The organism is Amycolatopsis mongoliensis, assembly GCF_030285665.1.
GTDB classification, from domain to species: Bacteria; Actinomycetota; Actinomycetes; order Mycobacteriales; family Pseudonocardiaceae; genus Amycolatopsis; species Amycolatopsis mongoliensis.
Genome location: NZ_CP127295.1, coordinates 2,103,389 through 2,123,619 on the forward strand (window position 1 = coordinate 2,103,389; position 20,231 = coordinate 2,123,619).

General features: G+C 70.0%; 23 protein-coding genes. 8 read left to right on the forward strand and 15 right to left on the reverse strand.

Annotated features, from left to right (window positions below; translation table 11 throughout):
* The first annotated feature begins 16 nt into the window (after nucleotides 1-16).
* Both pseB and pseC read left to right on the forward strand, forming a co-directional pair.
* Complete coding sequence (gene pseB, locus QRX60_RS10160; RefSeq protein ID WP_286000514.1) at nucleotides 17-1,000, forward strand: UDP-N-acetylglucosamine 4,6-dehydratase (inverting); 984 nt, start codon at nucleotides 17-19, stop codon at nucleotides 998-1,000.
* The gene (pseC, locus tag QRX60_RS10165; RefSeq protein WP_286000515.1) at nucleotides 993-2,162 is read left to right on the forward strand and encodes a UDP-4-amino-4,6-dideoxy-N-acetyl-beta-L-altrosamine transaminase; all 1,170 of its coding nucleotides are present in this window, start codon (nucleotides 993-995) and stop codon (nucleotides 2,160-2,162) included. Before pseB ends, pseC begins: the two co-directional genes overlap by 8 nt.
* On the opposite strand, the gene pseI is transcribed toward pseC, so the two are convergent.
* Genes pseI through QRX60_RS10185 form a run of 4 tightly spaced genes read right to left on the reverse strand, consistent with a single transcriptional unit; the run spans nucleotide 2,159 to nucleotide 4,781 of the window.
* Nucleotides 2,159-3,208, reverse strand: a complete 1,050-nt coding sequence (gene pseI, locus QRX60_RS10170; protein ID WP_286000516.1) for a pseudaminic acid synthase — start codon at nucleotides 3,206-3,208, stop codon at nucleotides 2,159-2,161. The two genes, pseC and pseI, sit on opposite strands and share 4 nt — an antisense overlap.
* Before the next feature lie 26 nt (nucleotides 3,209-3,234).
* The gene (locus QRX60_RS10175) at nucleotides 3,235-3,687 is read right to left on the reverse strand and encodes a GNAT family N-acetyltransferase (RefSeq protein WP_286000517.1); all 453 of its coding nucleotides are present in this window, start codon (nucleotides 3,685-3,687) and stop codon (nucleotides 3,235-3,237) included.
* A 1-nt stretch (nucleotide 3,688) separates the two neighbouring features.
* A complete protein-coding gene (locus QRX60_RS10180; RefSeq protein WP_286000518.1) occupies nucleotides 3,689-4,123 on the reverse strand; it encodes a hypothetical protein in 435 nt (144 codons plus the stop codon).
* A 31-nt stretch (nucleotides 4,124-4,154) separates the two neighbouring features.
* Nucleotides 4,155-4,781 carry a glycosyltransferase family 29 protein gene (locus QRX60_RS10185; RefSeq protein WP_286003549.1) on the reverse strand — a complete coding sequence of 209 codons (627 nt, stop codon included), beginning with the start codon at nucleotides 4,779-4,781 and terminating at the stop codon, nucleotides 4,155-4,157.
* A gap of 144 nt (nucleotides 4,782-4,925) precedes the next feature.
* On the opposite strand from QRX60_RS10185, the gene wzm reads away from it, so the two are divergent.
* From wzm to glfT1, 3 genes are read left to right on the forward strand one after another with little or no spacing between them, the layout of a single operon-like run.
* Nucleotides 4,926-5,879: a galactan export ABC transporter permease subunit Wzm/RfbD gene (gene wzm, locus QRX60_RS10190; RefSeq protein ID WP_286000519.1), complete on the forward strand. Its 954-nt coding sequence runs from the start codon at nucleotides 4,926-4,928 to the stop codon at nucleotides 5,877-5,879.
* Between the two features lie 5 nt (nucleotides 5,880-5,884).
* Complete coding sequence (gene wzt, locus QRX60_RS10195; RefSeq protein ID WP_286000520.1) at nucleotides 5,885-6,700, forward strand: galactan export ABC transporter ATP-binding subunit Wzt/RfbE; 816 nt, start codon at nucleotides 5,885-5,887, stop codon at nucleotides 6,698-6,700.
* A complete protein-coding gene (gene glfT1, locus QRX60_RS10200) occupies nucleotides 6,700-7,608 on the forward strand; it encodes a galactofuranosyltransferase GlfT1 (RefSeq protein WP_286003550.1) in 909 nt (302 codons plus the stop codon). The genes wzt and glfT1 overlap by 1 nt, the downstream gene beginning before the upstream one ends.
* On the opposite strand, the gene QRX60_RS10205 is transcribed toward glfT1, so the two are convergent.
* The 9 genes from QRX60_RS10205 to QRX60_RS10245 all read right to left on the reverse strand — a co-directional run bounded on the left by QRX60_RS10205 (nucleotide 7,602) and on the right by QRX60_RS10245 (nucleotide 15,161).
* Complete coding sequence (locus QRX60_RS10205) at nucleotides 7,602-8,570, reverse strand: hypothetical protein (protein WP_286000521.1); 969 nt, start codon at nucleotides 8,568-8,570, stop codon at nucleotides 7,602-7,604. The genes glfT1 and QRX60_RS10205 overlap by 7 nt on opposite strands.
* Nucleotides 8,567-8,977 carry a hypothetical protein gene (locus tag QRX60_RS10210; RefSeq protein WP_286000522.1) on the reverse strand — a complete coding sequence of 137 codons (411 nt, stop codon included), beginning with the start codon at nucleotides 8,975-8,977 and terminating at the stop codon, nucleotides 8,567-8,569. The genes QRX60_RS10205 and QRX60_RS10210 overlap by 4 nt, the downstream gene beginning before the upstream one ends.
* Entirely contained in the window at nucleotides 8,961-10,298 is a 1,338-nt protein-coding gene (locus QRX60_RS10215; RefSeq protein ID WP_286000523.1) for a hypothetical protein, read from the reverse strand. Before QRX60_RS10215 ends, QRX60_RS10210 begins: the two co-directional genes overlap by 17 nt.
* Nucleotide 10,299: 1 nt before the next feature.
* On the reverse strand, nucleotides 10,300-11,118 hold the full coding sequence (locus QRX60_RS10220; protein ID WP_286000524.1) for a WXG100 family type VII secretion target: 819 nt from the start codon (nucleotides 11,116-11,118) through the stop codon (nucleotides 10,300-10,302).
* Nucleotides 11,119-11,131: 13 nt separating this feature from the next.
* Complete coding sequence (locus QRX60_RS10225) at nucleotides 11,132-11,644, reverse strand: YbaB/EbfC family nucleoid-associated protein (protein ID WP_286000525.1); 513 nt, start codon at nucleotides 11,642-11,644, stop codon at nucleotides 11,132-11,134.
* Nucleotides 11,645-11,747: 103 nt separating this feature from the next.
* Entirely contained in the window at nucleotides 11,748-13,223 is a 1,476-nt protein-coding gene (locus QRX60_RS10230) for a hypothetical protein (protein WP_286000526.1), read from the reverse strand.
* Nucleotides 13,224-13,233: 10 nt separating this feature from the next.
* A complete protein-coding gene (locus QRX60_RS10235) occupies nucleotides 13,234-13,815 on the reverse strand; it encodes a DUF3558 family protein (protein ID WP_286000527.1) in 582 nt (193 codons plus the stop codon).
* A gap of 4 nt (nucleotides 13,816-13,819) precedes the next feature.
* Complete coding sequence (locus QRX60_RS10240; protein ID WP_408630221.1) at nucleotides 13,820-14,266, reverse strand: hypothetical protein; 447 nt, start codon at nucleotides 14,264-14,266, stop codon at nucleotides 13,820-13,822.
* A 130-nt stretch (nucleotides 14,267-14,396) separates the two neighbouring features.
* Complete coding sequence (locus tag QRX60_RS10245) at nucleotides 14,397-15,161, reverse strand: ESX secretion-associated protein EspG (RefSeq protein WP_286000529.1); 765 nt, start codon at nucleotides 15,159-15,161, stop codon at nucleotides 14,397-14,399.
* A 106-nt stretch (nucleotides 15,162-15,267) separates the two neighbouring features.
* On the opposite strand from QRX60_RS10245, the gene QRX60_RS10250 reads away from it, so the two are divergent.
* Complete coding sequence (locus QRX60_RS10250; RefSeq protein WP_286000530.1) at nucleotides 15,268-15,513, forward strand: hypothetical protein; 246 nt, start codon at nucleotides 15,268-15,270, stop codon at nucleotides 15,511-15,513.
* Nucleotides 15,514-15,567: 54 nt separating this feature from the next.
* On the opposite strand, the gene QRX60_RS10255 is transcribed toward QRX60_RS10250, so the two are convergent.
* Both QRX60_RS10255 and QRX60_RS10260 read right to left on the reverse strand, forming a co-directional pair.
* Nucleotides 15,568-17,487: a glycosyltransferase gene (locus tag QRX60_RS10255; RefSeq protein ID WP_286000531.1), complete on the reverse strand. Its 1,920-nt coding sequence runs from the start codon at nucleotides 17,485-17,487 to the stop codon at nucleotides 15,568-15,570.
* Nucleotides 17,488-17,495: 8 nt separating this feature from the next.
* Nucleotides 17,496-17,966 carry a GtrA family protein gene (locus QRX60_RS10260; RefSeq protein ID WP_286000532.1) on the reverse strand — a complete coding sequence of 157 codons (471 nt, stop codon included), beginning with the start codon at nucleotides 17,964-17,966 and terminating at the stop codon, nucleotides 17,496-17,498.
* Nucleotides 17,967-18,091: 125 nt separating this feature from the next.
* Here QRX60_RS10260 and QRX60_RS10265 point away from each other — a divergent pair, with 125 nt between their 5' ends.
* Together QRX60_RS10265 and QRX60_RS10270 are read left to right on the forward strand one after the other, a co-directional pair.
* Nucleotides 18,092-19,465: an FAD-binding oxidoreductase gene (locus tag QRX60_RS10265; protein ID WP_286000533.1), complete on the forward strand. Its 1,374-nt coding sequence runs from the start codon at nucleotides 18,092-18,094 to the stop codon at nucleotides 19,463-19,465.
* On the forward strand, nucleotides 19,462-20,217 hold the full coding sequence (locus QRX60_RS10270) for a decaprenylphospho-beta-D-erythro-pentofuranosid-2-ulose 2-reductase (protein WP_286000534.1): 756 nt from the start codon (nucleotides 19,462-19,464) through the stop codon (nucleotides 20,215-20,217). The genes QRX60_RS10265 and QRX60_RS10270 overlap by 4 nt, the downstream gene beginning before the upstream one ends.
* Nucleotides 20,218-20,231: the final 14 nt, after the last annotated feature.

Here is a 20,231-nt window from a genome sequence, read left to right on the forward strand (position 1 = left end):
AACGCGGAGGTCAACGATGTCCGAGCTGGATGGCTCCAGCATCCTGCTCACCGGCGGGACCGGTTCCTTCGGCAAGGCGTTCATCGCGCACGCGCTGGCCGAGCTGAACCCGAGCCGGCTGGTCGTGCTCTCCCGCGACGAGCTGAAGCAGTACGAAACGCGCCAGCTGTTCGGCGACGACCCGCGCCTGCGCTGGTTCATCGGTGACATCCGCGACCGCCGCCGGCTCGAGCGCGCCATGCACGGCGTCGACTACGTCGTGCACGCCGCCGCGCTCAAGCAGGTCGACACCGGTGAGTACAACCCGTTCGAATTCGTCCAGACCAACGTCATGGGCTCCCAGAACGTGATCGAGGCTTCGATCGACACGGGCGTCAAGAAGGTCGTCGCGCTGTCGACCGACAAGGCGTCCAGCCCGATCAACCTCTACGGCGCCACCAAGCTGTGCGCCGACCGGATGTTCATCAGCGGCAACCACTACGCGGCCGCGCACGTGACGCGCTTCTCCGTCGTCCGCTACGGCAACGTGATGGGCTCGCGCGGCAGCGTCATCCCGTTCTTCCGCAAGCTGGCCGAGCAGGGCGAGTCGCTGCCGATCACGCACAAGGACATGACCCGGTTCTGGATCACGCTCCCCCAGGCCGTGCGGTTCGTCGTCGACTCCTTCGACCAGATGCACGGTGGCGAGCTGTACGTGCCGCGCATCCCGAGCATGCGGCTGGTCGACCTGGCCCAGGCGATCGCGCCGGGCAGCGAGATGCACGAGGTCGGCATCCGCCCGGGCGAGAAGCTGCACGAGGAGATGATCGCCCCCGACGACGCGCGCCGGACGGTCCAGCTCAAGGACCGCTACGTCGTCCAGCCCCACCTCGCCGGCTGGGGCTTCCAGCCGCCGGCCGACGGCACGCCGATGCCGGAGGGCTTCGCCTACCGCTCGGACACCAACGACCTCTGGCTGAACGGCGAGGAGCTGCGCGAACTGGTCGAGCAGCATGCCTGAGTCCGATGCCGCCTCCGCGGGAAAGAGTGCGTCGGCGGGCTTCCTCCCCTACGGACGCCAGTCCATCAGCGAAGAGGACATCCAGGCCGTCGTCGGCGTGCTGCGCGGTGACTGGCTGACGACCGGCCCCGCGGTCCAGCAGTTCGAGAACGACCTCGCGGCGCACACCGGCGGGGCGCCCGCGGTGGCCGTCACCTCGGGTACGGCCGCCCTGCACGTCGCCTACGCGGCGGCCGGCATCAAGGCCGGTGACGAGGTCGTCGCGTCGCCGATGACGTTCGTCGCCACCGCCGCGACCGCCGCGCTGCACGGCGCGAAGGTGGTCTTCGCCGACGTCGAACCGGACACCGGGAACCTTTCGGTCGAGGCAGCCGCGGCCGCGGTGACCGACCGCACGAAGGTCGTCGCCGCCGTCGACTACGCCGGCCACCCGGCCGAGCTGGACGCGCTGGGCGAGGTCGCGCACAACGCGGGCGCGCTGCTCCTCGAGGACGCGGCGCACTCCGTCGGCGGCTCCTGGCAGGGCCGACCGGTGGGCTCGATCGCCGACCTGACGACGTTCTCCTTCTTCCCGACGAAGAACCTCACGACGGCCGAAGGCGGCGCCGTCGTCACGCCCGACGAGAACCTCCTGGACCGGGCGCGGAAGTTCCGCAACCACGGCCTGGTCCGCGACCGCGCCGAGCAGCGCTACCCGGACGAGGGCGGCTGGCACCAGGAGGTGCACGAGTTCGGCCTGAACTACCGCCTGCCGGACGTCCTGTGCGCGCTCGGCAGCAGCCAGCTCACCCGGCTCGCGGAGTTCAAGAAGCGCCGCGCCGAGATCCACGCCCGCTACAACGCGGCCCTGGCCGACCTCGACGGCGTGGCGACGCCGCCGAGCCGCCCGGGCGCCGACCCGGTGTGGCACCTCTACCCGCTGCGCGTGCTGGAGGGCCGCCGCAAGGCGCTGTTCGAGCACCTGCGCGGGGTCGGCATCGGCGTCCAGGTGAACTACATCCCGGCGTACTGGCACCCGGTGTTCGAGGACCTCGGCTACCGGCGCGGGCTCTGCCCGAACGCCGAGGCGTACTACGAGCAGGAGCTCTCGCTGCCGCTGTTCCCGTCGCTGACGGACGCCGACGTCGACCGCGTCGTCGACGCCGTGCACGCGTTCTTCTAGATCAGGTCCCAGGTCAGGGGCGTGCCCTTCGCGGCGTCGACGCGGAAGGTGCGCCCCACGACCTTGGTGATCTCGGCCGGGGCCAGGCCGCCGGCGGGCCGGATCGACCGGACGTTCGCCGGCGTCACCTCGTCGCCCGCACGCACGTCCTCGACGACGTAGAGGGACCGGCGCAGCCGCAGGCCCTCCTTCTCGCTCTCCCGCGGGCCCAGCACCGGCTCACCCAGCGCTTCCCAGGCCCGGTGCGTCTCGGTGACCAGCGCGGCCAGTTCGGCGGGCTCCAGCGAGAACTCGGAGTCGACGCCGCCGTCGGCCCTGGCCAGCGTGACGTGCTTCTCGATGGCCACCGCGCCCAGCGCGACGGCCGCGACCGGCGCCCCGATGCCCGGCGTGTGGTCGGACAGGCCCACCAGCGTCTGCGTGAGGCCGGCCAGCAGCGGCAGGCCGCGCAGGTTGCTCTCGGACGGCGACGCCGGGTAGCTCGCCGTGCATCCGAGCACGATCAGCTGGTCGTTGCCCGCGGCCCGCGCGGTGCGCACCGCGGCGTCGATCTCCGCGACGTTCGCCATGCCGGTGGAGATGACCAGCGGCTTCCCCGTGCGAGCGCACAGCTCGACCAGCGGCAGGTCGACGATCTCGGACGACGCGATCTTGTACGCCGGCGCGTCCAGGGACTCCAGCAGCTCGACCGCGGTCGGGTCGAAGGGGCTGGAGAAGATCTCCAGACCGCGAGCCCGGGCGCGTTCGAAGAGCGGCTCGTGCCAGTCCCAGGGCGTGTGGGCCTTTTCGTACAGTTTGTACAGGTTTTCCCCGCCCCAAAGGGAGTGCGAGTCCCCGATGCGGAACGCCGGGGTGTCGACGTCGATGGTGATCGTGTCCGGGCGGTAGGTCTGCAGCTTGACCGCCTGCGCGCCGGTCTCCGCGATCGCGTCGATGATCTGCAGCGCCCGGTCGAGGTCGCCGTTGTGGTTGCCGGACATCTCGGCGATCACGAACGGCGCGTGGCCCGGACCGATCAGGTGCGCGCCGAACCGGATGTCGTGCATGGTGCCTCCCCGGGGTGGACTGCGGGTCAGCTCAGAGTCTTGCGCAGCTGCCGGAAGCCGCTGACGGCAGGCGCGGCTTCGGTGTAGCCGGCGTGGTCGAACAGCTTCGCCGACGCGGCGTTGTCCTGGTGGACGGCGGCGATCACGACCCGGATTCCGAGGCGCTCCCGCGCCGCCCGCTCCCCCTCGGCGAGCACCGCGCCGGAGCGGCCACGGCCGCGGTGCTCCGGCGCGAGGGTGATGCTGACCTCCCAGCCGTCGCCGTCCCGGCGGTCGAAGCGGACGGTGCCCACCGGCGCGTCCTCGTGCTCCACGACGAGCAGCAGCCGGTCGGGGTCGGCGAGCACTCCGCGCAGCCAGGCGAGGTGCTCGTCCAGGGAGACCACCGCCGTCGACCGCGACGACCGGCGGGTCCGCGGGTCGTTGCGCCAGCCCAGCAGCAGCTCGGCGTCGGCGTCGGTGGCCTCCCGGGCGCGCAAGCTACTGGGCGACGGGCTGCTCGGCCCGCTCCTCGACGCGGCGGAGCCGGTCCTCGTAGCGGGAGATGCCGGCGAGCCGGACGCGGATCTGGGCGTGCTGGCGCTGGATCTCCTCGATCAGCGTGCGGGCCTCGGCGTTCTGGGCGCTGTCGGTGCTGGGCACCAGCGCCATCGACTCGCGCAGCGTCTCCAGCCGGCCTTCCTGCGCGGCCACGTGCGGGATCAGGCGGTCGAGCTCGGCGCGGGTCCAGCGCAGGTCGCCGCGAGCCTGCTCGAGGTTGTGCTCGGCGTTGTCCAGCCGGCGCCGGTGGTCGGCGGTGGCGTGCTCGAGGTTGTTGACGCGCTCGGCCAGGCCGCGGGTGCGGTCGTCGACCCGGAAGTCGATGAGCCGGGCGATCCGGTCGACGAGGCCTCTGCCGAGTTTCTGCACTGCCATGGGTGGTCCTTAAGTCGGTGGGGACGCGCGTCTAGCGCAGGAGAGTGGTGTCACCGGTCTTGGTCCAGGACTCCAGCAGCCGCCCTTCGGCGGCGATCTGGTGTTCCGGGCCGACGATGCAGGAGTCACCGGCGGCGTGCTCCCACGAGGTCTGGTCCGGGTTGTCGATGAACGAGAACCCGGTGAGCACGAGCTGGGCGGTCGGGAACGACGTCCGCGCGATCCAGGCGGCCAGCGTGCCGGTGGTCGACCACGTCGGCTCGTCGCGGGTCGGCAGGCCCAGCGCGTCCGACAACGGCAGCACCACCTCGCGGTTCGACACCGGGACCGCACCGAGGTCGGCGGGCCACCAGCCCGGCACGTCCTCCGGCTCCCAGTGCATCCGGCCGGGCTCGACCAGCAGGTAGAGCCGTTTCCGGTAGTCCTGGAAGACGTACGGGGTGGCACGGATCGCCCGGTTGAACACCACGACGTGCGTCCGGGAGCCGACGACCTCCTCGCCCGGCTTGTCGACGACGAAGCCGTTGACGCGGATCACGAGGTCGCACGCGTCGATCGCCTTCGCGCGCTGGGGGTCGGGTGGGAGCGGCTGGTTTCCGACGACGGCCACCGAACGGGGGTCCGGCCGGTCGGCGTAGGCCGCGAGCAGGTTGACCATCAAGCTCGCCGCGCCGAGAGCAGCAGTCATAAGCCGAGAAAGTACCAGCACGCAGGACACACCCCGCCGCGTAGCGGTCCCTAACCTCTACCACACGGGCGGGGTGGGCCGAACGCCGCTCATCCCATCGGTACCCTCGTCCACGTGCATGCCACCAGCACGGTTCAGGCCGCGAACTCACCCGTAGCGACGTCGGTGCCCCCGCCGTCGGACAGCAAGACGTTCGCGCGCGCCTTCGCCGACATCAAGGCCGGTTTCTCCGCCCGCGAGCTGTGGGGTCACCTCGGCTGGCAGGACATCAAGCAGCGGTACCGCCGGTCGGTGATCGGGCCGTTCTGGATCACCATCAGCCAGGCGGTCATCGCCCTCGGGCTCGGGCTGCTGTACTCGCAGCTGTTCAACTCGCCGATCCAGGTGTTCCTGCCCTACCTGAGCACCGGTTTCATCCTCTGGGGCTTCATCAGCGGCTGCCTCGCCGAGGGCATGGAGACGTTCATCGCCAACGAGGGGCTGATCAAGCAGCTCCCGGCGCCGCTGAGCGTCTACATGCTGCGCACGGTGTGGCGGCAGTCGCTGCTGCTGGCGCACAACATGATCGTCTACGTCGTGATCCTCGTGATCTTCTTCTCGGCGCTGGACAACAAGTACTCGCTGGGCTCGCCGGACGGCATCTGCCACCCGAACCTGTACTGCCACCCGGGTCTGAGCTGGAACATCCTGCTCGCCATCCCCGGCTTCTTCCTGCTCGCGCTGAACGCGGGCTGGGTGACGCTGCTGCTGGGCATCATCTCGACCCGCTTCCGCGACATCCCGCAGGTCATCAACTCGCTGATCCAGCTGCTGTTCTACGGCACGCCGATCGTCTGGCCGGTCGACCAGCTGCTGTCCGGCGGGACGCGCTCGGGTATCTCGTGGGTGTTGCCGATCATCCAGGCGAACCCGCTCTACCACTTCATGCAGGTGGTCCGGGCGCCGCTGATCGGCCAGCAGTTCACGCCGGGCAACTGGATCGTGGTCGGCTCCATCACCATCGTCGGCTGGGCGCTCGCGCTCGTCGCGATGCGCAACTACCGTGCCCGCGTCTCCTACTGGGTGTGACAAACATGGTCAGCATTGACGTCCAGAACGCCTACGTCGACTTCCCGATCTTCGACGCCAAGACCCGGTCGATGAAGAAGAAGGTCCTCGGCAAGGTCGGCGGCAAGATCGGTACCGACACCAAGGTGCCGATCATCGAGGCCCTGCACGACGTGACCTTGAACCTCCGCGAAGGTGACCGGGTCGGCCTGGTCGGGCACAACGGCGCGGGCAAGTCCACGCTGCTGCGGCTGCTCGCCGGGATCTACGAGCCGACCCGCGGTTCCTCGCGGATCCACGGGAAGATCGCGCCGGTCTTCGACCTCGGCATCGGCATGGACCCGGAGATCTCGGGCGAGGAGAACATCATCATCCGCGGCCTCTTCCTCGGCATGAGCGCCAAGGAGATGGAGAAGCGGGTCGACGACATCGCGGAGTTCACCGAGCTCGGCGACTACCTGCAGATGCCGCTGCGGACGTACTCGACCGGCATGCGCGTGCGGCTCGCGCTGGGTGTCGTCACCTCGATCGACCCCGAGATCCTGATCCTCGACGAGGGCATCGGCGCGGTCGACGCGGCGTTCCTCAACAAGGCGCGCGACCGCCTCAAGGACCTGGTCAAGCGCTCGGGCATCCTGGTGTTCGCCAGCCACGCCGACGAGTTCCTCTTCGAGCTCTGCGACTCGGCGCTCTGGATGGACGAAGGGCACATCAAGCAGCAGGGCTCGCTGCGGGACGTCCTCACCGGGTACAAGGGCCGCGACCCGTTCCAGGACATGAGCAAGGAAACGCTGCAGCGCCTGGGCATCGAACCGGTGGCGACGACGAACGGCGGGGAATGATGGCCAGCGAGACCCAGCAGCTGCCCGCCGGCGCGGTCGTCGGCGTCGTCGTCACGCGGCACCGGCGCGAGCTGCTCGCGGACTCGCTGAAGATCATCGCGGCCCAGACCCGGCCGGTCGACCACCTCGTCGTGGTGGACAACGGGCCGGACGACTCGGCGCGCGAAGTCGTCCAGAACTACCCGCTGCCCTTCACGTACCTGCCGTCGCACCGGAACCTCGGCGGCGCCGGCGGATTCGCGCTGGGCATGCTGCACGCGCTGTCGATGGGCGCGGACTGGGTCTGGCTGGCCGACGACGACGGCCGCCCGGCCGACGAGAACGTGCTGGCGATCCTGCTGGCCGAGGCGGAGAAGCGGAACCTGGCGGAGATTTCGCCGGTGGTGTCCAACATCGACGCGCCGGAGCAGCTGGCGTTCCCGCTCCGCCGCGGCCTGACGTGGAAGCGGTCGCAGGCCGAGCTGGGCGTGGACTTCCTGCCCGGCATCGCGTCCCTGATGAACGGCGCCCTGTTCCGCGCGTCCACTTTGGACGTCGTCGGGGTGCCGGACCTGCGCCTGTTCTTCCGCGGCGACGAGGTCGAGCTGCACCGCCGGCTGGTCCGCTCGGGGCTGCCGTTCGGCACGTCGCTGAAGACGAAGTACCTGCACCCGGACGGCTCGGACGAGTTCAAGCCCATGCTGGGCGGCAAGTTCCACGCGCAGGACCCGGAGAACGAGGTCAAGCGGTACTACACGTACCGCAACCGCGGATACCTGTTGTCCCAGCCGGGAATGCGCAAGATCGGTGCGCTGGAGATCGTCCGGTTCGGACTGTACTTCGTCGGCGTGAAGCGTGATCCGAAGGCGTTCCTGCAGTGGCTGAAGCTGGTGCGGCAGGGCCGGGCGGAGAAGTTCTACCGCTACTGAAACTGCCCTTCCAGCGGCACCGGCACGGACTCCGTCCGGACGTCGGTGAGCTCGGCGACGGGCACGCTGCGGCGCCACACGCGGTAGTCCACTTCGGACAGTCCGAGGTCGCGCGCGGTGAGGTAGTCCTCGTCGACCAGGTGCAGGTCGGCGGTGTCCCGCGTCCGGCCCAGGAGTTCGAAGGTGCCGCCGCGCCACCGGCACAGCGTCCGCACGAAGGTGAGCTCGTCCAGCTCGACCTGGTCGACGGCCTTCATCCGGAAGCCATAGGTCTCCCCGAAGTCGGCCGGCGCGGCGGCGCCGGGCAGCGGGTGCAGGACGACCCGGGCGGGGCCGGCGAACTCGGCGTCGAAGTCACCGCCGCGGTACCGGGCGGTGTAGCCGCGCCGCACGAGCGGCGGCAGCGGCACGGGCGGCGGGAAGAACGCGGCCTCGCCGAAGGCGTCCTTCTGCTCGGGGATCCAGCCGACCTTCCGGCTGTGGTACTGCCCGAGCCGTTCTTCGGTGTCGTCGGCGCGGCGCACGAGGAGTTCGGCGCCGACGGGGAGTTCGATCAGCCGCAGCACGTATTCGGGCAGCGGGTGGTCGACGCCGGGGAAGTACCCGGTCCCGAGGTACGGGGGCGGGTAGACGCGCGCGACGCCCAGCTCGGCGGAGATCTCCCGGTCCGAGGAGCCGTAGGAGGTGCGGAACGGGAACGTGTGGCCGGCGGTGAAGCGAAGCAGGTACAGCTCCTCGAGCGGGCCCCAGCCGGGGATCTTGGCGAGGCCGTAGTTCCGGACCATGGCGGCGGTGTCGAGTTCGGCGACGTCCTCGGCGCGGCCGGCGAACCCTTGGATCCGGTGCGGTTCGAAGCGGCCGGGGACGAGGACGTTGCCCAGGTAGAGGCCGGCCAGGCCGGGCTTGACCGGCAGCTGGACGACCGTGCTGCCGAGGAGACCGGCGGGAGCGTCAGCGGTCATCGGTTTCCTTCGGTCTCGAGCTGATCGGTGCGCTCTTCACGCAGGTTGGTGACCATGTCCTTCGGCACCGTGGCCTCGAAGGTGAACTGGTCCGTCCGCTGGAACTGCACCTCGGGGTGCTCCTCCGGCTTGGCCCAGGTCTCGGCGAGCCAGTGCCCGTCGCCCCGCCCGATCACCCCGATGAAGTACGTGCCGCCGCCCTCGCTGTAGATCTCGAACTCGTGCTCGAGAAAGGTGCCGTAGGTGCGGACGGTGTACCACTCGTCGAGATCGGCGGTCGGCACCAGCCGCCAGGGCGTTCCGTCCCGGTAGAGCTGCACGTCCGCCGGTACCCGGCCGGCCGCGGAGTAGACCTCGCCCTGGAACACCGCGTACTCGACGGGGGAAATCCTACGGTGTTGCGGCACTGGAGCCTCCTCGGCCACGTACGTCGAACCAACCCCGGTCCGGGAGGTACACCCCGGCCAAGGACTCCGTCCCGTCCGCGTGGACGAGGTACATCTCGGCCCGGCCACGGTAGTCCGCTCGTGTCTGGATCCACTCCGGCACCCCGCCGCCGGTGTAACCCGTTCCGAGGAACGGCGGGTCCCACGGGCGCGGCGCCGGCTGGCCGGACAGCACCTGCATCTCGTGCGCGGTCCGGGCGTCCGTGCCGCCGAAGCTGATCTCCATCGACTTCGAGTCGCCGGGGTACCTGAGCTGATAGGCGTGCGGCGCACCGTCTTCGATCGGTGTCCACCCGGCGCCCTTGTCGTCCAACGCGAGCTTGTCGCGGAATTCGCCCGGGGTTCCGTACTGGGCGGTGTCGCTGCCGCGCGCCACGGATCCGCCGACCTGCCCCGGGTCGAATTTCTTGGTGTCGCCGCTGCTCAGCTCCACGTAGCTGGTCTTGTTCTGCAGCGTCGCTTCGCCCATTTCCGGCTTGACCACCTTCGTCATGATCTCGCCGGGGTTGGCCTTCAGCTCGTTGCGGACCGCCACGATCTCCGCGCGCTGGGCCGGGGTCAGATCGGCCGTCGGCTGGAGGGTCATCGCCAGGTGCTGGTCCGGGTCGTAGCCCAGGCGGCTCGCCGCGTCGCGGATCTGGTTGTCCGTCGATGTCGGGCGCGTCTGCATCGACTCGCGCGTGTACTGGCCTCGCAGCTCGTCGTCCGACGCGTGGTGGCCCTGGTTGTTGTGCATTCCGCCGCCGTCGTCCGGCGGGCGGGGTGGGGGGTTCGAGCCGGGCGGGGGCGGGTTGCCGCCGCCATCGGCTGTCTTTGCCGGCGGTGCGTCGACCGGCTTGCCCGCCGCCGCGATCGTGGCCGCGCTGTTCGCTTCCGTGGTCTGGTAGTGCTCGCGGACCGCCTTCGTGCGCGCTCCCGCGTCCTCGACCGCCTTGCCCGCGCGGGCGACGTGCTCCTTGGCCGCCGACACCGTGCCGTTGAGCGTGCCGGTCATGCCCGACCCGATCACGCCCATCGACTTCGCGCCGAAGTTCGCCCCCGCCACGGTCTGGCCGACCGCGTGGACCTTGTCCTTCGTCCGGCCGAGGTGACCCTCCATGGTGCCGAGCGAGTCCGTGTGGACCCCGTACCCGCCGCTGTGGCCGCCGGCCGGGGCGTGCGGCTCGTGCGCCGGGCGGGGCTCGGCGGGGTGCGGGCTCGGCGTCTCGTGGTGGGTCGGCGACGTGTCGACGTGGTGGGGCGTGCTCGTGTGGTGCGGCGTGCTCGTGTGGTGCGTCACCATGTCACGCCTCCGCCGGCTGCTGCGTGCCGTACGGCTTCGCGGCCTGGTAGGCGCCCATCGCGAGACCGCCGACCGTGGAGAACCGGTCGAGGCCCTTGGTCAGCTTCTCCATCGCTTCCAGCAGCTTGGCCAGGCGGCCGCCCTGCCGCGCGAAGCCTTCGAGGAGCTTGCTGATCTTGCCCGCGATCTTCGACGCGGTCGCCGCGGCGCGCGCCGACGCGACCCCGCAGAACGCCGCGATCGACCCGCCGAAGGTGCACACGGCCGAGGCCGCCGCGATCAGCGCGTCGCGGATCAGCTCGGCGATCACCGACGAAATCAGGCCGAAGACGATGCCGCGCAGCGTGCAGACGAGCATGCCGGAGATGCCCGCGACGGCCGCCGTCCCGTCGAGGGTCTTGCCCAGGGACTCCAGCTCTTCGGCCATCTTCGAGAGGCTGTCGCGGTAGGCGTCGGCGGCCTGGCCGGTCCATTCGGCGACGCTGCGCAGGTCGTCGCGGTGCTCCTGGGCGAGGGTGTGCATCTCGGCCGCGGCGGACTTGAGCTGGTCGACGTTGGCGTTGATCTCGTCGGGGTTGCCGAGCAGCGCGTCGAGCGGCTCGCGCAGGAAGCTGATGTGTTCGAGCAGCCAGCCGACCCCGGCGTTGAGGACGGCGCCGAGCGGGTCGATCGCGGCGCCGACCGTGTCGACGACCGCGCCGGCCGCGCTGACCGCGACCCCGAGGACGTGTTCGCCCTCGGATTCGGAGTCGGCCTTGATGGAGTCGACGAGCCCGGAGTAGGTGTCGACGATGCCGGCACCCGAAGTCGCGGTGGTCATGGTTTCGGTCCCCTCAGTCCCGGCGCATGAACGTGTTGTCCCCGAAGTCGTCATCGTCGTCGCGCACCGGTCGCGGCGGACGGCGGACCGGCGGCGGTGGCGGCGGTGGCGGCGGGGTTTCCGGCTCTTCGTGCTGCCACAGCCGGCGCTCCTGGTACGCATCGGGCGCGGGTGGCTCTTCGGGCTCCTCCGGCGGCACGTAACCGGTGACCATGTGCATCGCCTCGGAGTCACCGCCGAGCGGCTCGAACGCGGCGGCGACGTTCACCGCGGCACCGCGCTGGGCCTTGCGCGCGAGCTTGAGGATCTCCTCGGCGAGCTTGGCGCCCGACTTGCCGGCCAGCGCGGCGTCGGCGAGCTGCAGGTCCGTGAGCGAGCCGTTGGGGGCTACGCCGACACGGATGGTCCCGTCGGGCGATGCCACGGTCGTCCCCGCGGCTTCGAGCCCGACGCGGAACTGTTCGGCCTTCTCACGGACGTCGGCGATCTTCGTTTCGAAGCCCGCCAGCCACTCCTCAGGTGTCATCCTCGCCTCCGCGGTGTCCGACGCGCAGCGAAGGCTACTGGTTCCCCGACCAGCGTGAACGCGAAACGGCCCCGGGGTCCCCCGGGGCCGTTCGCTTTGTCCGTTATTCGCCGATGACCGGCGGGGCGGTGCGCATGTCGGTGCCGAAGACCTCGTCGGGGTCGCCCTCGACCAGGTACGTGGGGCGCGAGTGCTCCGTGTCCTCGTCGCCCTCGCCCTTCTGGCCGCGGCCCATGCCGCCCGCGCCCATGCCGCCACGGCCGGCCGCGCCGCCCGAGCCGAGGCCGCCCATCCCGCGGCCCGCGGCCGCTTCGGCCGCGCCGATGCCACCCGGCCGGGCCGCGCCCGAGGCGGCACCCGCACCCGTCGCGTTGCCGGCGCCACCCGAGCCGCCGGGGCCGAAGCCGCCCCCGCGGCCGGCGCCGCCGCCGACCTTGGAGTTGTAGGCCTCGTCGCCACCGAAGTTCATGCCGCCCATCGGCATCGGGCTCATCGGCGGCATGCCGCCGAAGGACTGGTTCGAGTTCGACGTCGACCCACCCGGGAGCGAACCCGGCGTGAAACCGGACGGCGTGGTGGTGCCGGCCGGGATCAGGCCCGCACCGGTGGTCGAGCCGGGCCCGGCGACGTGCGGCGTGATGTTGGGGCCGGGGACGTTGCCGGTGGTGAAGTTGTTGTGGCCGCCCGGCGTGTTCACCGAGTTGGAGCCCGGCATGTTCACACTGGAGGGCGTGTTGATGCCACCCTTGTCGCCGCCGCCGTTGGGGTCGCCGGTGCCCCCGCCGGTGCTGAAGCTGGGCGGCGGCGCGAAGGCGGGCTGCTTCGACGCGGCCTCGTACAGGCTCTTGTCGTAGGTCGACATGACGCCGGCGGCCTCGTCGTGCGCCGCCTGGCTGTCCTTCTGCTTCTGCAGGGACTTGTCGACGTTGTCCGGCAGGCTGAACGGGTTCGACGTCGCCCACGACTTGAACTCGTCGCCCCAGGAGAACGGGATGGGGGCGGGCATGGAGTTCTTGGCCGTGGCCGCGGCCTGGCCCTGGTCGTAGATGGTCTCCGAGGCGAGCTTCGCGTTCTGCGAGTTCGCGTCGGACCATTTGCCGAGGCTGGTGAAGTACTGCTGCGCGTTCTCGGCGGCGCTGCCTTCCCAGGTGCCCTTCGAGGCGTTCACGGCGGTGTTCATCGACGTCGCGAACTTGTCGAAGACCTTGTGCACCTCGTGGTACGCGGTCGAGACCTCGGACACCTGGTCGACGTTCAGGTTGCTGTTCAGGTACGCCTGGAGCTGGGCGTGGTCGCTGCCCTTGTAGTCCGCGTTCGGCGCGTTCAGGCCCTGGACGTACTCGACGTCGCGCCCCTTGGTCGCGTCGGCGACGTTCTTCTGACCGAGCTCCTGAGACTGGTTCTTGGCCTTCTGCTGGGCCATCCACTGCTGGAGGGGCCCGAAGAGCCAGTTGCCCGGGTCGACTCCCTCGTCGGCCTTCTGCTGCAGGTAGGCATCGCGCTCGGCGGGCGCCATGTCCTGGACTTCTTGGGGCGTCTTGTCCGCGGTCTTCGGCGGCGGGCCTTGTCGCGTCGTCATCTGGGTTCCCCTATCCCTTCGGCAACCGCGGTTCGACAGCGGTCTTCGCAACCGCTTCAGCGAGCTGGCAGGCCTCGTCCGCCGAGTGGGCGCCGAGCACCGACACATCCACCCGCGACGAATCGCCCACCGGCAGGGCGAGCGTGCAACCGGCGACCGCGCTGCCACCCGACGCCTCTTTCGCCTTCCGGCCGTTGATGTCGCGGTCGACCACCCCACCGCCGGTGTCGTTGGTCTGATCGACCGACGCGGCGTCACGGACGTTCACACCGATCACCTTCTGGTCATCACTGGCCGAGGCGATCTTCTGCTGGTAGCTGCAGGACCGGGCGCCACCGAGCGTCTGCTTGCGCGGTTCGAGGAACTCGCCGTAGCTGCTCAGGTCACTCATCTCGAGGAGTGAGCAGGGATCCGTGATCGACTGGGTTCCGCTGCCACCCGTGGACGACGAAGAGGTCTCCGGAGAGCCGGACTCGGTGGCCGACGGCGACTGCGCGGGCGATGCCGTTCCGCCTTGGGTGCTGGTGCACCCGGCCAGCAGCGCTCCGCCGGCGAGGAGCGGAAGAACGACGCGAGTGAGAAGTTTGGTCATTACCTCAGGCCTGTTTGGTCTGGAGCGCGGAGAAAGCCTGGCTCTCGGTTTCCTTGTAAAGGCCCGCGGCCCGGGCGAGTGCTTCGTCGGCCTGCTTCGCAACCTGCCTGAGCTGCTCCAGGACCGCGGTCGCCGAACCTTCGGTTTCCGAGGCACTCTTCTGGTCGTGCTTCGCGACGGTGTGCCCGTACGGGTGGTCACCGAGTTGCGGGGCCTGATCGAGCATGGAGCTTTGGTACTGCAGAGCCCCGAGGTCGGTGACCAGCTCGGTCAGCGCGTCCCGGATGGGCTTCACGCCTTCGGGGGTGATCTTGAAACCGCCGCCCTTGGCGGCGTCGACCAGCTTCTGCGTTTCGGCGGTGACGCTCTGCACCGCGGCGCCCATACCCGCCGATGTGAGCGGGTTGACGATGTCCGACATCGACCCGCCGCCGCCGTCAGCTATCAGCATCGCTGTTCCACCCCGAATCGCTTCGCCCGTGCGTGTGCACCCGGAAGTCTACTAGCCGGGCACCCCACGCAACGGCTGTTCACCGATCTTCACCTTGGGACGTCGAAAGCCCACCGCCGGTTCCCGACCGTCAGAACTGGCCTTCGAGCTGGGCGTACAGCTGCTGAGCCAGGCGGGCGTTGTCGGCCGGAGCGTAGGTGATCCAGCGCTGGCCGTCCGCGGATGCGCGCGACGACATCAGCCAGCGGCCGGATGGTGTGTCGAACCAGGCCAGGGGCGGGAACGTGCCGCCGCGGGTCTGGGCGGTGAACTGGCCCACGCGCTTCTTCGGCTCCTGGAAGACGCGCTCGATCATCCGGAGCTGGGGGCCGCCGCCGCCGCCTGCCGAGCGCGGGCCGCTCACGCCCGCGAACGGGTCGTACGCGTCGTCGCGGCGCTGGTGGCGGGGCTGCTCCGCCGGGCGCGAGATGGTGACCGACTGGCCGGGCGCCGCCGGGGTCAGCGGGAGGAGGTCGACGATCGCCGGGACGATGCCCGTCGGGCGGACCTCCTCGAAGACGATGAGGTTCTCCTCCTGGCGGGCGAGCACCGCGAACTGGCCGTCGGACGCGACGCGGGCGAAGAGGTGGCGATCGCCCAGCTCGGCGGCCGCGTTGATCACCACGCTGCCGCGGGCGAAGGTGGCCAGCGCCAGCTCGGCGTCCGCGTCGAGGCGGCCGCGGCTCCACAGCCCGCGGCCGGACAGGTCGCGGACGACGGCGTCGCGGATCATCGCGCGCTGCTCGACGGTCGTGCCGACGTGCGGGACCTCGAACGGCGTCGGCGCGCGGCCGAGCCCCAGCTGCTCCAGCAGGATGTCCACCGCTGCCAGCGACAGCGAGAACGAGTGCGGCATCGCTTCCATCCCCCAACGGGTTCTTCCGGGCTTGGGAAAACGGTAGTCCATCCGCCCTCAGCGAACCCGCTTGCCCGGGCGAGATCGCCGCTGGTCCGATGGACGCATGGCCGACCCGAAACCCGCACTCGTGCTGCACCTCGCCACCGGCGGGGAACCGCTGCTGTTCGCACTGACGACCGAAGAGTCCGGCAAGCTGGCGGGCAGGCTCGCCCAGCTCGTGAAGGCCGGCGCGGTCGAGACGGTGACCACCAAGGACCACTCGGAGGTCGCGATCAACTTCGCCCACGTGGCCGCCGCGTACGTCGACGACCTCACCCGGAAGAGCACCGTGTTCGGCATGCACGGCTGACACACCGAAGGCCGCCCCACGACGAGCGTGAGACGGCCTTCGACGATGCCTGGGTCAGAGCTTGTACAGGCGCTTCCAGTTCTCGCGCGAGGTCAGCTCCGGCATGGCGCGCTTGTACTGCTCCTGCACCGCCGCGCCTTCCTTGCGCAGCCGCTGGACCACCTTCGCGCCGCGCTTGGCCAGGTCGAACATCTTCGCCTTGTCGTACGACCGGACGCGGACACCTTCCTGGTTCGCGTCGGTGACCACCGCGGTGTCGAACAGCGCGATGTGCCACCAGTTCGCCTCGTCGATCGGCACCGCGCCGAGCCCGAAGCGGCTGCGGCCGAGGACCCGGTCGAGCACCCGCTTGATCAGCACCAGGCGCTGCATGCTGGGCCGCGGCGCGCTGTTGATGATGCCGATGTCGTTGGAGGCGATGCCCGGGACGTCGGTGGCCTTGTGCCGCTTGGTCTCCGGGTACTGGTCGCGGATCCGGCGGATCTCCTGCATCGCCTCGACCCCGCCGTCCCGCAGGACCTGCGGGCCCTCCAGGAAGTCCTCCACCGCCTTGATCAGCGTCGCCGACAGCCCGTACTGCATCCCCAGCAGATACCGCACCAGCTGCGCCAGCAGCACCCGGGAGAGCAGGTTGAGGTTGAACGGCGAGTGCAACGCCGCGGTGATGATCGAGTTGCGCAGGTTGAAGTACCGGTGCCACTCGTCCCAGTCCTTCATGTGGAAGTCCGCGTGCCACACCCCCGCCCCCGGCAACGTCACCGTCGGGAAGCCGTGCGCGCGGGCCCGGTAGGAGTACTCCGCGTCGTCCCACTGGAAGAAGAACGGCAACGGATACCCGGTCGCCTGCACCACCTCGTACGGGATCAGGCACGACCACCAGCCGTTGTACCCGGCGTCCAGGCGCCGCTCCTGCCGGTTCGGCTTCAACGTCTCCTCATCCACCCCCAGCAGGTCCGCCGTCGACAGGGAGTGCTCGACCGGCTGGCCGGGCTCGAGGGTGTTCAGCCGGGCGTATTCGGCGCCGACGTGCAGCTGGTTGGGGTGGAACAGGTTGAGCATCTGGCCGCCGACGATGATCGGGTTGGCGGCGCGGTTGGAGAACGCCGTCATCCGGATCACCAGGTCCGGCTCCAGCAGCACGTCGTCGTCCATGAACAGCACGTTCGCGTGCTCGGTCGCGGTGTGCCCGGCCACCTCGAACAGGCCCCGGGTGAACCCGCCGGCCCCGCCGAGGTTCGGCTGCTTGATGTAGTGCAGCTTGTCCGCCAGGTCCTTGGCGACCTGCTCGAACCCGTCCCGGGACTCGACCAGGTCGCTGCCCTGGTCGGCGACGTAGATGGCGTCCAGGGTCTCCAGCGAGGAGACGTCCGCGGCCAGGGCCTGGAGGTTCTTCAGGCAGTCGTCGGCGCGGTTCATCGTGCAGATCGTCACCGCGGTCGGGCGGATCTTCTGCGGGGCCTCGACCGTCCAGCGGACCTGCTCCACCCGCAGCGTCTGCCCGCCCTCGGTTTCCAGGTCGAGCCAGAGCGCGCCGCCGTCGTAGAACTTGTCCAGCTTCGAGGTCAGCGTGATCTTGTGCTGCTTGACGTCGGCGACCTGCTCGGCGGCCACCACACGCGGCTCGCCCTCGACGTCGGAGGCACCCATCGACAGCAGCCCGGTCCCGGTCACCACGGCCTCGACCGACACCTCGGTCACCGTGGTCCACCGCTGCCAGTAGGAGGCCGGGAACCGGCCGAAGTACGTGTTGCCCGACACCTTGGAGGCGGGCTCGAGGGTGATCACCGCACGTTCCCGCACGGCCGAGCCCCACTCGAGCTCGGCGTACAGGTCCTTGCTGACGATCGGCGCCGGGCCCGCGTAGAGGCCGCGCTGCGCCGTCAGGCGACCCTGCGGAGTGTGCTCGGTGAACCGCGTCTCGGCGGCCGCGCCGGCTGGGGTGGTCGGCGCCGGGGTGGCTGTTTTACCGGGCATTGAGTTCCTCAGTTCTCCTCAGTCGACGGCTCGCGGAAGACGACCCACTTGAGCATCACGAAATTGATCACCGTGGCGGTGGCCTGCGACACGGCCCAGCACAGTGTGTGCTGCCACGCGGACTCCGGCAGCACCTGCAGCATGAGCTGGTTCACCCCGACCGCGACGAAGAACGTCACGGTGTAGAGCAGGACGAACGAACCGATCTGCGCTTTCCCGTCGCGGCGCCCGCCGGAGAAGGTGAACTTCCGGTTCAGGAAGAACGCCGTGGTGGTGCCCACGATGAAACTGATAGCGCGAGCGACGTCGACCCACGGTGAAGTGGCCATCCCGGCCACCTGGGTCAGCAGCGTGTACGTACCCAGGTCGACCAGGGCGCAGAAGCCGCCGATCAGGGCGAAGCGAACGAGCTGCCCGAGCAGTCCGAGGGAGGACGGCTGAGCAGCTGCGATGTCGGCTTGCGGATCGGTCGCCACCACTGCATTACCTCGTTGCCTGAGTCATGGTCACCCGCGCGGGCGCTTGTGCCTTGATGCGCAAAGTGTAGAAGCGAGCACTTCAGGGTCACGTTCCGGGCGTCGTTCGGCGTGGCTACCCTGGTCGAGTGACCCCTGCACCCGAGACACAGCGTCGCACGCTCACGGGCTGGGCGCGGACGGCACCGACCACCGCCGACGTGCTGAGCACCGCAGACGTCGAAGTCATCGCGCGTGCCGTGACCCAGGCCGGCGAGCGCGGTGTCATCGCCCGCGGCCTCGGCCGGTCCTACGGCGACCCGGCGCAGAACGCGGGCGGCCTGGTCGTCGACATGACCGCGCTGGACCGGATCCACTCGATCGACCCGGACAGCGCGCTCGTCGACCTCGACGCGGGCGTGAGCCTCGACCAGCTGATGCGCGAGGCGCTGCCGTACGGCCTGTGGGTCCCCGTTCTGCCGGGCACGCGCCAGGTGACCATCGGCGGCGCGATCGCCAACGACATCCACGGCAAGAACCACCACAGCGCGGGCAGCTTCGGCAACCACGTCGTGTCGCTGGACCTCATCACCGCGGACGGCAACATCCGCACGCTGACGCCGGAGGGCCCGGACGCCGAGCTGTTCTGGGCGACCGTCGCCGGCATCGGCCTGACCGGCATCATCACCCGGGCCACGATCCGGATGAAGAAGACCGAGACGGCGTACTTCTACGTCGACGCGGACCGCACGGCGAACCTCGACGAGACGCTCGGCCTGTTCACCGACGGCTCGGACCTCGGCTACGACTACTCGATGTCGGTGCCGGACCTGATCTCCTCCGACGGCCGCCTCGGCCGGGCCACGTTCTCCCGCGGCTCGCTGGCGACGGTGGACCAGCTGCCGCCGAAGCTGCGCAGCCAGCCGCTGAAGTTCGACGCGCCGCAGCTGCTGACGCTGCCGGACGTCTTCCCCAACGGCCTCGGCAACAAGCTCACGTTCGGCCTGATCAACGAGCTGTGGCAGAAGACGGTGCCCAAGAAGGGCGCGCGCGGCAAGATCCAGAACCTGACGCAGTTCTACCACCCGCTCGACATGATCAGCGAGTGGAACCGGGCGTACGGCTCGAAGGGCTTCCTGCAGTACCAGTTCTCGGTGCCGTTCGGCACGGAAGACCAGCTCAAGGCCATCTGCCGCAAGATTTCGACGTCCGGCAACTACTCGTTCCTGAACGTCCTCAAGCGGATGGGCGAGGCGAACCCGGCGCCGATGTCGTGGCCGTCGCCGGGCTGGATGCTCAGCGTCGACTTCCCGATCAAGGACGGCCTGGGCCGCTTCTGCACCGAGCTGGACGAGGACGTGCTCGCCGCGGGCGGGCGGCTGTACACCGCGAAGGACTCGCGCACCGCGCCCGAGACGTTCGCGAAGATGTACCCGCGCCTCGAAGAGTGGCGCAAGGTGCGCGCCGCCGTTGACCCCGAAGGCGTTTTCGCCTCTGACATGAGCCGGAGGCTCGAGCTGTGATCGACGCTGTTGGCAACCCCCAGTCCCTGCTGCTGCTCGGCGGCACGTCCGACATCGCGCTGGCGATCGCCGAGAAGTACCTGGCCGAGAAGCCGCTGCGGGTCGTGCTGGCCGCGCGGCCGTCGCCGCGGCTCGACGCGGCCGCGCAGCGCCTGAAGGACAAGGGCGCCGAGATCGCAACCGTCGACTTCGACGCGAAGGACCTGGCCTCGCACCCCGGCGTGCTGGACAAGGCGTTCGAGGGCGGCGACATCGACGTCGCGGTCGTGGCGTTCGGCCTGCTCGGCGACCCCGAAGAGCTCTGGCAGGACCACGCGAAAGCGGTCGAGGCGGCGACGGTGAACTACACCGCCGCGGTGTCCGTCGGCGTCGCTCTGTCGGAGAAGCTCAAGGCCCAGGGGCACGGCACGGTGATCGCGCTGTCGTCGGTGGCCGGTGAGCGCGTCCGGCGGTCGAACTTCGTCTACGGCTCCACCAAGGCCGGTTTCGACGGCTTCTTCCTGGGTCTCGGCGAGGCGCTCGCGCCGCACGGCGTGCAGGTGACGGTCGTCCGCTCGGGTCAGGTGCGGACGAAGATGACCGACGGCCTCAAGGACGCCCCGCTGACGCAGAACGCCGACCAGGTCGCCGAGCAGGCGGTGGCGGCGGCCCGCGCGGGCAAGGACCTGATCTGGGCGCCGGCGCCGTTCCGGCTGGTGATGTCGGCCCTGCGGCACGTCCCGCGGCCGATCTTCCGCAAGCTCCCGATCTGAGTTCTCCACCCTCG